Annotated in this window: 12 protein-coding genes and 1 pseudogene; 9 read left to right on the plus strand and 4 right to left on the minus strand. The window is 72.2% G+C overall.

The window, feature by feature from the left end:
* Window positions 1-162 precede the first annotated feature (162 nt).
* From ACY34J_RS03640 to abc-f, 3 genes are all read left to right on the plus strand, one after another.
* Window positions 163-1,503 carry a hemolysin family protein gene (locus ACY34J_RS03640; protein WP_462724999.1) on the plus strand — a complete coding sequence of 447 codons (1,341 nt, stop codon included), beginning with the start codon at window positions 163-165 and terminating at the stop codon, window positions 1,501-1,503.
* Complete coding sequence (locus ACY34J_RS03645; protein WP_462725000.1) at window positions 1,500-2,519, plus strand: hemolysin family protein; 1,020 nt, start codon at window positions 1,500-1,502, stop codon at window positions 2,517-2,519. The genes ACY34J_RS03640 and ACY34J_RS03645 overlap by 4 nt, the downstream gene beginning before the upstream one ends.
* 283 nt (window positions 2,520-2,802) lie before the next feature.
* Window positions 2,803-4,428: a ribosomal protection-like ABC-F family protein gene (gene abc-f, locus ACY34J_RS03650; RefSeq protein WP_462725001.1), complete on the plus strand. Its 1,626-nt coding sequence runs from the start codon at window positions 2,803-2,805 to the stop codon at window positions 4,426-4,428.
* Window positions 4,429-4,470: 42 nt separating this feature from the next.
* Here the strand turns inward: abc-f and ACY34J_RS03655 are convergent, their stop codons facing one another.
* Window positions 4,471-4,929 (minus strand): ATP-binding protein, encoded by a 459-nt coding sequence (locus ACY34J_RS03655; protein WP_462725002.1) that lies wholly within the window; start codon window positions 4,927-4,929, stop codon window positions 4,471-4,473.
* A 150-nt stretch (window positions 4,930-5,079) separates the two neighbouring features.
* On the opposite strand from ACY34J_RS03655, the gene ACY34J_RS03660 reads away from it, so the two are divergent.
* Entirely contained in the window at window positions 5,080-5,715 is a 636-nt protein-coding gene (locus ACY34J_RS03660; protein ID WP_462725003.1) for a TetR/AcrR family transcriptional regulator, read from the plus strand.
* A gap of 21 nt (window positions 5,716-5,736) precedes the next feature.
* Here the strand turns inward: ACY34J_RS03660 and ACY34J_RS03665 are convergent, their stop codons facing one another.
* Complete coding sequence (locus tag ACY34J_RS03665; protein ID WP_462725004.1) at window positions 5,737-5,868, minus strand: SCO1431 family membrane protein; 132 nt, start codon at window positions 5,866-5,868, stop codon at window positions 5,737-5,739.
* Between the two features lie 119 nt (window positions 5,869-5,987).
* Here ACY34J_RS03665 and ACY34J_RS03670 point away from each other — a divergent pair, with 119 nt between their 5' ends.
* From ACY34J_RS03670 to mug, 3 genes are all read left to right on the plus strand, one after another.
* Entirely contained in the window at window positions 5,988-6,770 is a 783-nt protein-coding gene (locus ACY34J_RS03670; RefSeq protein WP_462725005.1) for an SGNH/GDSL hydrolase family protein, read from the plus strand.
* A 109-nt stretch (window positions 6,771-6,879) separates the two neighbouring features.
* Window positions 6,880-8,313 (plus strand): adenylosuccinate lyase, encoded by a 1,434-nt coding sequence (purB, locus tag ACY34J_RS03675; protein ID WP_462725006.1) that lies wholly within the window; start codon window positions 6,880-6,882, stop codon window positions 8,311-8,313.
* 28 nt (window positions 8,314-8,341) lie between these two features.
* Window positions 8,342-8,941 carry a G/U mismatch-specific DNA glycosylase gene (gene mug / locus ACY34J_RS03680; RefSeq protein WP_462725007.1) on the plus strand — a complete coding sequence of 200 codons (600 nt, stop codon included), beginning with the start codon at window positions 8,342-8,344 and terminating at the stop codon, window positions 8,939-8,941.
* 73 nt (window positions 8,942-9,014) lie between these two features.
* Here mug and ACY34J_RS03685 read toward each other — a convergent pair whose 3' ends face one another.
* On the minus strand, window positions 9,015-9,482 hold the full coding sequence (locus ACY34J_RS03685) for a hypothetical protein (RefSeq protein ID WP_462725008.1): 468 nt from the start codon (window positions 9,480-9,482) through the stop codon (window positions 9,015-9,017).
* A 173-nt stretch (window positions 9,483-9,655) separates the two neighbouring features.
* Between ACY34J_RS03685 and ACY34J_RS03690 the strand changes: the two genes are divergently transcribed.
* On the plus strand, window positions 9,656-10,813 hold the full coding sequence (locus tag ACY34J_RS03690) for an ROK family protein (RefSeq protein ID WP_462725009.1): 1,158 nt from the start codon (window positions 9,656-9,658) through the stop codon (window positions 10,811-10,813).
* Window positions 10,814-10,954: 141 nt separating this feature from the next.
* Here ACY34J_RS03690 and ACY34J_RS03695 read toward each other — a convergent pair whose 3' ends face one another.
* A complete protein-coding gene (locus tag ACY34J_RS03695; RefSeq protein ID WP_462725010.1) occupies window positions 10,955-11,716 on the minus strand; it encodes a GntR family transcriptional regulator in 762 nt (253 codons plus the stop codon).
* A 227-nt stretch (window positions 11,717-11,943) separates the two neighbouring features.
* On the opposite strand from ACY34J_RS03695, the pseudogene ACY34J_RS03700 reads away from it, so the two are divergent.
* A pseudogene (locus ACY34J_RS03700) lies at window positions 11,944-12,102 on the plus strand (SDR family NAD(P)-dependent oxidoreductase); the annotation flags it as partial.
* Window positions 12,103-12,109 lie beyond the last annotated feature (7 nt).

Raw genomic sequence — 12,109 nt, forward strand, 5'->3', positions numbered from 1 at the left:
GCGCGACCCGATCGGTTCTTCGCCGGAGCGCTCTAGCATGGGTGCTCTCTCTTCCTGTGATGCAGTCGAAAGGTGTGAGCGGCCGCTCCCGGGCGAGCCTCCTGGTAGCAGTCATCGCGCGTTCCCCACCTCCCTGCCGGATCATGGGACGGAGGTGAACAGATGACCGAAGTGGTTCTGCTGGCGCTCGCCGTGCTGCTGACCCTCGCCTGCGCGGTCTTCGTCGCGGCCGAGTTCTCGCTGACCACCGTCGAGCGCAGCGTGCTCGAGCGGGCCGCGGCGAGAGGCGAGCGGGGTGCGGACAGCGCGCTGAAGGCGGTGCGCACCCTCACCTTCCAGCTGTCCGGAGCGCAGCTCGGCATCACCGTCACCGGCCTGGTGATCGGTATGCTCGCCGAGCCGTCCCTCGGCAGACTGCTGACGGGGCCGCTGAAGGCCATCGGACTGGGCCCCTCGGCGGCATCCTCCATCGCCCTGGCGCTGGGCACCGGGATCTCCACCATTGTGCTGATGGTCGTCGGCGAGCTGGTGCCCAAGAACTGGGCGATCTCCCGGCCGCTGGCGGTGGCCAAGCGGGTCGGCGGGCCGCAGCGGATGTTCAGCCTGGCCTTCCGGCCGCTGATCAAGCACCTCAACAACGCCGCCAACCGGATGGTGCGCCGGATGGGCCTGGAGCCGACCGAGGAGCTCGCCTCCGCCCGCGGCCCGCAGGAGCTGATGGCGCTGGCCCGGCACTCGGCGAAGGAGGGCGCGCTCGAGGCGGACGCAGCCGAGCTGTTCGTCCGTACCCTCAACCTGGCGGGACTCACCGCGGAGAACGTGATGACGCCGCGGGTGCAGGTCATCGCGCTGGATGTGCAGGCCACTGCGGAGGATGTCGCCAACGCCACCCGCGCCACCGGCCTGTCCCGCTTTCCCGTCTACCGGGACAGCCTCGACAGCGTCATCGGCGTGGTCGACATCAAGGACGTCCTCGCCGTCCCCGCCGAGCGGCGGCACCGGCATCCGGTCTCCGACCTGATGCACGAACCGCTGCTCGTACCGACGACGCTGACCGTGGACCGGCTGCTGGACCAGCTCTCGAGCCGGCACATGGCCGTGGTCATCGACGAGTACGGGGGTACGGCCGGGGTGGTCACCCTGGAGGACATCGTCGAGGAGGTCGTCGGCGAGGTCCGCGACGAGCACGACCTGCAGCAGGCCCCCGACCTCGCCCCGGCGGGCGTGGACGAGGAGGGGCGCATGCTGTACGACGCGGACGGCTCGGCGCGTCTCGACCAGTTGGAAGGTATCGGACTGCACGCGCCGGAGGGCCCGTACGAGACTCTGGCGGGGCTGGTCGCTACCGCGCTCGGCCGGATCCCCGCCCCAGGAGACTCCATCGAGGTGGCCGGCTGGCGGATCGAAGTGGTGGACGCCTCGGGCCATCGCGCGGCGCGCATACGGCTGCGCGCGCCCCTCCCCGGCACCGCCGGGCTCAGCGCCGAGGAGAGTGACCGATGACCGCGATACAGCTGTTCGTCGGCCTGGTGGCGCTGGTCGCCAACGCCTTCTTCGTGGGCGCCGAGTTCGCCATGATCTCCGTGCGGCGCAGCCAGATCGAGCCGCTCGCGGAGAAGGGCGACCACCGAGCGCGGAGCGTGCTGTGGGGACTGGAACACGTTTCGGCGCTGATGGCCACCGCACAGTTGGGCATCACGCTGTTCACCCTGATCCTCGGTGTGGTCGCCGAGCCGGCGATCGAGCACCTGCTGGAGCCCGTCTTCGACCTGGTGGGGCTGCCGCACAGCCTGAACGCTCCGGTGTCGTTCGCCATCGCGCTGGCGGTGGCGACGTATCTGCACATGCTGATCGGCGAGATGGTGCCCAAGAACGTCGCGCTCGCGGAGCCGGTGCGCTCGGCACTGTGGCTGGGCCCGCCGATGGTGGCCCTGACGCGGGCCCTGCGCCCGGTGATCTTCGCCGTCAACGCCTTTGCGAACGCGCTGTTGCGGCTGCTGCGGGTGGAGCCGAAGGCCGAGGTCGCGGCGACGTTTTCGGACGACGAGCTGGCTCATATGGTCGCGGACTCCAGCGAGGCGGGGCTGCTGGACGAGCGGGCAACCGAGCGGCTGCGCGAGGCGCTGGTGCTGGGCCGGCGCCCGGTCCGCGAGGTGGTGCTGCCGGTGGAGCGGGTGGTGTCGGCACCGCTCGGGGTAACGCCGGAGGGGCTGGAGCAGCTGGCATGGGAGTCGGGTTTCTCCCGCTTCCCGGTCGTGGACGAGGAGCAGCGGATCGTCGGCTATCTGCATGTCAAGGACGCGCTGGACGCTCGGCCGCGGGACGTACCCTTCGCGCGGACGGCGATGCGGCCGATCGCCCAAGTCCGGGCGTCCACACCGCTGGACGACGTACTCGCGGCGATGCGCAGCACCGGTACGCACCTGGCGGCGGTGATCGGAGACGACGGGCGCCTGGCCGGGCTCGTCACCCTGGAGGACGTACTGCGCGAACTGATGGGCAAGGCACCTGCGGGCTGACCTGGGCGAGCGAGCCAAAGGGCGCGCCGGTGTCGAAAGACGGGGGCACCTCCCAGCGGTGGCCCCCTGGGCCTGACGGCCCGCGAGGTGCCCCCAGGGGGAGTCGACGCCGGGCCTGGGGGCACCCCCCAGCGGTAGCCCCCTGGGCCTGACGGCCCGGGAGGTGCCCCCAGGGGGAGTCGACGCCGGCCCTCCAGCGGTAGTCCCCCCGGGCCTAACGGCCCGGGTGGGGGTACCCCCAGGGGGAGCCCGGAGGCCGGCCGAGCGCCTAAAGGAGGGCCGAATGACATCCCAGGTAGCCGTGGACCAGGTGTCGGTCGGCTTCCCCGGCCGTCCGGTGCTGGACCACGTCTCGCTGCGGGTCCGGCCCGGTGAACACGTGGGCGTCATCGGCGACAACGGGGCGGGCAAGTCCACCCTGCTCCGCCTGCTGGCCGGGCGCGCGAAGCCCGACGAAGGCCGGGTGACGGTCACCGCCGACGGCGGCACCGGCTACCTCCCCCAAGTCCTCGGCCTGCCCCCGGCCTCAACGGTGCAGGAGGCCATCGACGACGCGCTCGCCGAGCTGCGCGACCTGGAGCGTCGGATGCGGGAGGCGGAAGCCACGCTCGGGTCGGCGGACGAGCAGACGGTGGCGGCGTACGGCGACCTGGTCGCGGCGTACGAGGCACGCGACGGCTACCTCGCGGAGACCCGTCTGGAGACCGCTCTGGACGCCCTCGGCCTGCCGGACCTGGACCGCGACCGCCTACTGGGCAGCCTCTCGGGCGGCGAGCAGTCCCGCCTGGCCCTCGCCTGCGTGCTGGCCTCCTCGCCGGAGCTGCTGCTGCTCGACGAGCCCACGAACCACCTCGACGACGCGGGGGTCGGCTGGCTCGAGGGCCGGCTGCGCGCCCACCGGGGCACCGTCGTCGCGGTCACCCACGACCGGACCTTCCTGGACCGGGTCGCCGACGCCGTGGTGGAGGTGGACGGCGACCGGCGGTCGGTGACGCGTTACGGCGGCGGCTGGGCCGGGCTGCTGGATCAGAAGGCCGCCGAGCGGCGCCGTTGGGAGCACCGCTACCGGGACTGGCGGGACGAGGTGGAGCGGCAGGAGCAGCTGGCGAACGCCGGTTCGGAGCGGCTGGCCGCAGGCTGGCGGATGTCCGGCCGGCCCGACTGGACCAGGCATCAGCGGTCGGTGGAGGGGCAGCTGTCCGGCCGCGTACGCAATGCCCGGGAGCGGCTGAGGCGGCTGCGGGAGGAGCCGGTGCCCAGGCCCCCGGAACCGCTGCATTTCACGGTGGCCGTACGGGGCGGCCCGCGGCGGGACGAGGAGGCGGAGGATCTCCCGGCAGCTGAGCTGGTGGGGGTGGTGGTCGAAGGCCGGCTGGCGGTGGACCGGCTGGAGCTCGCCACCGGTGAGCGGCTACTGCTGACGGGACCGAACGGGGCGGGGAAGACCACGCTGCTGCGGGTGCTCTCCGGCGAGCTGGTCCCGGACCGGGGCCGGGTCCGGCTGCCCGAGCGGATCGGCCGGCTTCCGCAGGAGGTCCCTCCGGTCGCCTCCCGGCGCCCGCTGCTGGCTGCATTCGCGGAGGGCCTGCCGGGGGCGCCGGAGGAGTACGCCGACGCGCTGGCGGGCCTCGGGCTGTTCCGTGAGGAGGACTTCCAGGTGCCGGAGGAGGGGCTCTCGGTCGGCCAGCGGCGCCGGCTGGAGCTGGCGCGGCTGCTCACCCGCCCGGCGGAGATGCTGCTGCTCGACGAGCCGACGAATCATCTGTCGCCGACGCTGGTGGAGGAGCTGGAACAGGCCTTGGCGGGGTACGCGGGCACGCTGGTGGTGGTGTCCCACGATCGCCGGCTGCGGGAGCGGTTCACCGGGACGCGGCTGGAGATGGCGGAGGGCCGGCTGCTGCCGCCGTGAGGCGCCGTACGCACGGTTGCCCCGTACGCGGCGGGCCGGTCGTCAGGCGAGTTCGAACCAGACCGACTTTCCGGAGGCGGTGCGGTCCACGCCCCAGGCGTCGGACATCAAGGTCACCAGTGCCAGCCCGCGGCCGTGCTCGTCGTCGAGTGCGGCGGAGCGCAGCCGCGGCAGTTCGGTGCTGCCGTCGGCGACCTGGCAGCGCAGCCTCTGGCGGCATTCGACGGTGATCCGCAGCGGGCCGTCCGCGTGCAGCAGGGCGTTGCCGACCAGCTCGCTCACCAGCAGTTCAGCGGTGTCGGTGAGGTGTTCCAGGTGCCAGTCGGCGAGGACGGCGCGGATCATCGTCCTGGCGCCGCGGCAGGCGGACGGGCTGCAGGGCAGTTCCCAGGGCCCGGCGACCCGGCGCTGCTGCCGGGGAAGGCCGGAGAGCACGAACCGACCCTGCGTGGTGGGCGAAACCGCGCCCTCGGGCGATCCGGTGGTGTGCTCCTGGTACATGAGGTCTCCGCTACGGCCGGGGCCGGTCGGCGCCCGCGGGCGTCGGCCTGGCGGCTGTCGCCGCGCGCCTCCCTGGGGGAATTGATCAGACCCACGGCCAACTGCCGGGTTAACCCTAAAAGCGCTTTACTGCGAAGTAAAGTGTTCGTCATGATCAGTCGGCCGACCGCCGCGGACATGCTCGAAGCCGCCTGCGTGGAATTCGCCGAGACCGGCTTCCGGTCCACGACGATGGACGCCGTGGCGGCTCGCGCCCACTCGACGAAACCGACGCTGTACGCCCACTTCGGCAGCAAGGACGAGCTGTACCGCCGATGCACGGCCGGCGCCGCCGACGCGTTGCGCAGCCGACTCTTCCGGGCCTGGGCGGCGGCATCCGAGCTGCCGCTGGAGCAGCAGGTCAGGGCGGGCATGGTGGCCCTGTTCGACTTCACGGCGGCCCAACCGGCGCAGTTCCGGCTGCTGTTCGGCGCCGAGACGACCGGTGCGGCCGCCGAGGCCCGGCAGCAGTTGATGGACGCCGCCACCCGGGAACTGACGCTGCGCATCCGGGGCTTCACGGAGCGGCACGGTCGCGAGCCGTGGGGGCTCAGCGCCGAATTGTGCGCCGCCTTCGTCGTCGGCCTGACGGTCGAGGGCGCTCGCTACGCGCTGTTCACCGCGGACCTGGACCCGACGTCCGCCGGCGAATTCGCGACTTCCTTCACCGTGGCCGCGCTGCGGCACATCGACCCCGCTCTCGCCGCGGCGATCGACCACAAGCGGCCGCGGCCGGATGTCACATGAGACCTGCCCCGGTGGCGGATGTCACATGAGACCTGCCCCGGTGGCGAACATCGCCAGCAGGACGGCCAGTGTCCAGCCGAGCAGGTGCTCCAGGAGGCTTTCGCCCTCCGAGGGCCCGCCGGTCCGAGGGGCGGCTTCCGTAGCAGCGGTCATCGCGTCGTTCCCTGTCAATCGAGGTGCTGCGGCGCTGGGGAGCCTACGTGAGGCGCCGGGCGGCGGCTGTGAGCCGCCTCTCAGCGCTGCGCATACCGCACGGTATGCTGCCTGCCGCCATGCAGATGAATGCCACGTACACCAGTCTCGTCGCGGTCGGCGACTCCTTCACCGAGGGCATGTCGGACGAGCTGCCCGACGGCAGCTATCGCGGCTGGGCCGACCTGCTGGCGGGCCGGCTGGCCGCCCGCACCCCCGGCTTCCGGTACGCGAACCTCGCGGTGCGCGGAAAGCTGATCGGCCAGATCCTGGACGAGCAGGTGGACCTGGCGGCATCGATGCGTGCGGACGTGGTCACGTTCGTCGGCGGCCTGAACGACGCACTGCGCCCCCGCTGCGACCTGGACCTGCTCTGCGCACGGGTGGAGGAGGCAGTCACGCGCCTGGCGCCCAGCTGCAAGCAACTGGTGCTGATGCGCAGCCCGCGGAAACATGGGCCGGTCGGCACACGGCTCATGCCGCGCATGCGGACGCTCTTCGCGCATCTGGACCGCCTGGCGGAGCGGCATGGCGCCGTGGTGGTGGACCTGTTCGGCACACCGGTGCTCAGCGATCCGCGACTGTGGGCGGACGACCGGCTGCATCTGAACGCGGAGGGCCACCGCCGGGTCGCCGAGGCCGTGTGGCAGGCGCTCGGTCATGAACCGGAGGACGACTGGACGGCTCCCCTGCCCCCGGCGGTACCGACGTGCTGGCACGCCCGGCGCGGTGCCGATCTGCGGTTCGCCCGTGAGCACCTGCTGCCCTGGATAGGCCGTCGGCTGACCGGCCGTTCCTCGGGCGACGGCCGTCCGCCCAAGCATGCGGAGTTGCTGCCGTACGAGGCGAGGTCCGAGACCTGACGAGGCGGCGGGTTTGGTAGGTACCTACCAGGCGCGGCCCCGACCTGCCTCGTCGCTGTGCCCAGGCCGTGGCGCTGGCCTGCGACGACGCCCAGTAGACTCTGCATACGTGACTGCCAAGCCCCGCATCCCCAACGTCCTGGCCGGCCGCTACGCCTCCCCGGAACTCGCCGTCCTCTGGTCCCCCGAGTACAAGGTGACGCTGGAGCGGCGGCTGTGGCTCGCCGTGCTCCGCGCGCAGAAGGATCTCGGCATCGACGTGCCGGACCAGGCGATCGCCGACTACGAGCGGGTCCTGGACCAGGTCGACCTGGCGTCGATCGCCGAGCGCGAGAAGGTCACCCGGCACGATGTGAAGGCCCGGATCGAGGAGTTCAACGCCCTCGCCGGCCATGAGCACGTCCACAAGGGCATGACCTCGCGGGACCTGACCGAGAACGTTGAGCAGCTGCAGATCCGGCTGTCGCTGGAGCTGATGCGGGACCGTACCGTCGCGGTGCTGGCCCGGCTGGGGAAGCTGGCCGCTGAGCACGCCGAGCTGGTGATGGCCGGCCGCTCGCACAACGTGGCCGCCCAGGCCACCACCCTCGGCAAGCGGTTCGCGACCGCCGCCGACGAGCTGCTGGTGGCGTACGGGCGGCTGGAGGACCTGCTCGAGCGCTACCCCCTGCGCGGCATCAAGGGCCCCGTCGGCACCGCACAGGACATGCTGGACCTGCTCGGCGGGGACGCGGAGAAGCTCGCCGAGCTGGAGCGCCGGATCGCGGAGCACCTTGGCTTCGCGCACGTCTTCACCTCGGTCGGCCAGGTCTACCCGCGCTCGCTGGACTACGACGCGGTGAGCGCGCTGGTGCAGCTGGCGGCCGCGCCGTCGTCGCTGGCCAAGACGATCCGGCTGATGGCCGGACACGAGCTGGTGACCGAGGGCTTCAAGCCGGGCCAGGTCGGCTCGTCCGCGATGCCGCACAAGATGAACACCCGCTCCTGCGAGCGCGTCAACGGCCTTGCGGTGATCCTGCGCGGCTATGCCTCGATGACGGGCGAGCTGGCGGGCGACCAGTGGAACGAGGGCGACGTCTCCTGCTCGGTGGTGCGCCGCGTCGCGCTGCCGGACGCCTTCTTCGCCTTCGACGGGCTGGTGGAGACCTTCCTGACCGTACTCGAGGAGTTCGGTGCCTTCCCGGCCGTCATCGCCCGCGAGCTGGACCGGTACCTCCCCTTCCTCGCCACGACGAAGGTGCTGATGGGGGCCGTGCGGGCCGGAGTCGGCCGCGAGGCCGCGCACGAGGTGATCAAGGAGCACGCCGTCGCCTCCGCGCTCGCCATGCGCGAGCAGGGCGCCGAGCGCAACGAGCTGCTCGACAAGCTCGCGGCGGACGAGCGGATTCCGCTGGACCGCGCGCAGCTGGACGCACTGATGGCCGACAAGCTGTCCTTCACAGGCGCGGCTCGCGACCAGGTTGCCGCCGTGGTCTCCCGCATCGAGGAAATCGTCAAGCAGCACCCGGAGGCCGCCGCGTACACGCCGGGCGCCATTCTCTGAGCGGCCGCCGGATACGGTTGGCGCTCGTATGAAGCGCGAAGAACTCGAGGCCGCCCGCGATCGCACCGTTCCCGATGTGATCGCGGGCGGCCTGCGCGTACTCTTCTGCGGCATCAACCCGGGCCTCTGGTCGGCGGCCACCGGGCATCACTTCGCCCGCCCCGGCAACCGCTTCTGGCCCGTACTGTACGCCTCCGGTTTCACCCCGCGACAGCTGAAGCCCGCGCAGGAACGGGAGTTGCCGGAGTACGGGCTGGGCATCACCAATGTCGCGGCGCGGGCGACGGCGCGGGCCGACGAGCTGACCGCCGAGGAGCTGCGGGAGGGTGGCCGGAGCCTTGCCGAGAAGGTCACCTCGTACGCACCGGCGTGGCTCGCTGTCGTCGGTGTCACCGCCTACCGTGTCGCCTTCGCCGACCGGCTTGCGCGTATGGGCCCGCAGGACCGGACGATCGGGGCCACCCGGATCTGGGTCCTGCCCAATCCCAGCGGGCTGAACGCGGCCTGGACGCCGACGGCGATGGCGGAGGAGTTCGGACGGCTGCGTCAGTCAGCGGGCATGGCCGACACCCGGGACAGCCGGCACACCGGGGCCGGCGGCGATGCCGGGGCCACGGCTTCCTGCTGACGGCCCCTCAGCGCTCTTGTGGACCGGTTGTTGTTGGCGGTGGCTCGTGGGCGTGTCGTGTCGTGAGCACTGGTCAGCCGGGCCGGACGGGAAGATCAGCCTCCGCTATCGACAGCACCAGTTGGAACGGCAGCTCCCGGTCTCCCTGCCCGAGGCCGAGTCCGATCCAGCGGCCGTCGACCCGCCAGGCGTACACCTCCGGCACATAGCCGCAGAGCACATCCAGCGGGGGCGGGACCGGATCGCCCATGGCGGAGCGCTCCAAGTGGTCAAGGAGGGAGATCAGCGCGGGTTCGCCCCAGCGCCGCGTCAGCACCACCACGAGCACATGAAGCTCGGCCTCCAACTCCTCCGCCACCTCTTCCACCCGCGTGATGTCCGCGTCCCAGAAGCCCTCGCTGACCCTGAGGCCGGCTATGTGGAATCCGGGGCCGCTCTCGACCAGGGCCGGCACGCCACCGCGCGACGGGGCCACCCGCTGTGCCGGGAAGGGGCGGGCACGCAGCTGGTCGATCGCGTCGAGGTGGGCGGCGGTGTCCATACGGCCAGTAAACCCTGGTGCTATGACATTTGGCGGTCCGTCAAGTGCTTTGGGGGCGCTGCGAGTCACCGGCGCGGCGGTTCGTCGGTCCCGGCGTGACCCGCCACCGGCTCGCCGCACCGCTGCTGTCGCGGATACGATCCGCCACACACGCACAGGGAGGGAGGCCCGCGTTGGGGCGGCTCACCGGCGGGGACCCATCCCTGCTGCGACGGATCAACTCCGCCGTGGTGCTGTACGCGCTCCGCGAGCGCGAATGCGCCACCCTCACCGATCTCGTCCAGGTCACGGGCCTGTCCCGGCCGACCCTCGAGGGCGTTGTCGAAGGGCTGGTGGCGACCGGTCTGGTGGTGGAGGCGGTCCCTGAGGAGGGCGGGACGCGCCGCCAGGGCCGTCCTGCCAGGAGGTTCCGCTTCCGCGCGGAGGCCGGGCATCTGCTGGGCATCGAGATCGGGCCGCGCCGGATCGCCGTACTGCTGTCCGATCTCACCGGGCGGGTGATGGGGTCGCTGGCCCGCGAGGTGTCCGAGACGGCCACGGCGGACGAGCGGCTGGAGCGGGTACGGACCGCGGTCGCCGATCTGCTGCGGCGCGAGGGCGTCGCCCGCAGCTCGCTGCGGGCGGTCGGCGTCGGAACGCCCGGCATCGTCGCGGCGAGCGGAACCGTAGCGCTGAGCACCGCCCTGCCGGGCTGGACCGGGCTGCCCCTCGGCGACCGGCTGCGGCGCTCCTTCCGCTGTCCGGTGCTGGTGGAGAACGACGCCAACGCCGCCGTGGTGGCCGAGCACTGGAAGGGCGCGGGCGTCGACTCCGACGACGTGGTGTTCGTCCTGGCCGGGCTGAGCCCTGGCGCGGGCTCGCTCATCGGCGGCCGGCTGCACCGGGGCTATGGCGGCGCGGCGGGGGAGATCGGAGCCCTGCATCTGCTGGGGCGGGAGGCCATGCCGGAGCAGGTGCTGTCGACGACCGGCGAGCCGCTGCACCCGCTGGACGAGGCCGCGGTGGCCCGGGTGTTCGAGCAGGCACGGGCCGGGGACGTCCAGGCGCGTGCGGCAGTGGACCGCTTTCTGCGGCGGCTGGTGCATGACGTGGCGGCACTGGTGCTCGCGCTCGACCCGGAGCTGGTGGTGATCGGCGGCTGGGCGGCAGGGCTGGATGGTGTGCTGGAGCCATTGCGCGGCGAGTTGGCCCGCTACTGCCTGCGGCCGCCGCGGGTGACGCTGTCGATGCTGGGCGAGGCAGCGGTGCCGACGGGCGCGCTGCGGATCGCTCTCGACCACGTCGAGGAACAGTTGTTCGCGATCGACGGCACGGTTTCCGCTCGCCGCTGAGGCCACCATCGGCCTTGCGCCAAGGCCTGGACCTTCGCGCACCGTGGGAGGCCGCGGAGTCTTCCAGGCACACCACTCGCCGAGGCGCTCCCCGGCACTGCCCGCCCGCCCCTTGAACGAGGCGGGCGAGAGCCATGGAGGTCAGGACGCGCGCCGGTGCCCCGTGTCGGGGGCGATCTGGAAGGCGCCCTCACCGAAGGTGAGCCGGCAGGTGTCCGCGCGGTACGTGGCCACCGCCACCGCAACCGTGCGGCCCCGTGCCAGGTACCGGGTGGTGACCACGAGCACCGGCGCACCCGGCAGCCGCTCCAGCTGCTTGGCGTCGTCCGCCCGCGCCGATCCCAGCTCCACCGCCCGTTCCTGGCCTTGCAGTTCGAGCCGCTGAAGCTCCCGAAGCACGGCCCGCGCCCGCGCCCCACCCGTGGGTGCGTCGATCGCCGGGATGCCCGGCACCGACCCGGCCGGTACGTACAGCAGTTCCGCAGCGACCGGCTGACCGTCGGTCGTACGAGTACGGCGTATGGTGTGCACCCGCTCGTCGACATCGGTGTCCAGCATCCGGGCGACCGCCGAGGGCGGGACCGTCTCCTCGCAGTCGACGGCCTGCCAGACGTCCCCGGCCGCACCGGGCCAGGCCTGCGGCCGGGTGCCGACATCCACGCCCATCCGAGGCGGCGCCACGGTCGTACCCACCCCGCGCCGGCGCTGCAGCCGGCCTTCGAGTTCGAGCTGCTCCAGGGCCTGCCGGAGGGTGGCGCGGGCAACGCCGAAACGGGCGGCGAGCTCGCGCTCATTGGGCAGGATCTCGCCGACCTCGAACTCCGACTCGAGCGCCTCGCTGAGCACGGTCTTCAGGTGCCAGTACTTCGGCTCAGGCACTGATTCCAGCTGCGTGGTCCCCACCCTGTCCTCCGCGATCGCCGTGTCCCCGCCGGTTATTTCGCGCCCTTGTTTATGAAAGATTCCTGCACTAACCCTGCGACCATAGGACGGCCCCCACCCTTGGTCAAGACCAATCCTGGACCGGTGCTCAGCCCCCATGAGAGCTGCCGCGCAGCGTTCACAAGCCGTTCGCACCGCGGCCGGGTGTAACGTCGCTGATCATCGGCGTCCGGGAGGGGGGGCAGGCGTTGGACCAGGTCACCGTGGTGACGGGCGGCAGTCGCGGGATCGGCGCGGCGGTCGCTGTACGGCTCGCCCGGGCCGGTCACGCCGTCGGCATCGGCTACGAGACGGCGCGCGATGCGGCGGAGAAGACGGCGGACGCCGTGCGCGAGACCGTACGGTCCGCCGGTA

The organism is Streptomyces sp. HSS9-12 (assembly GCF_054963655.1).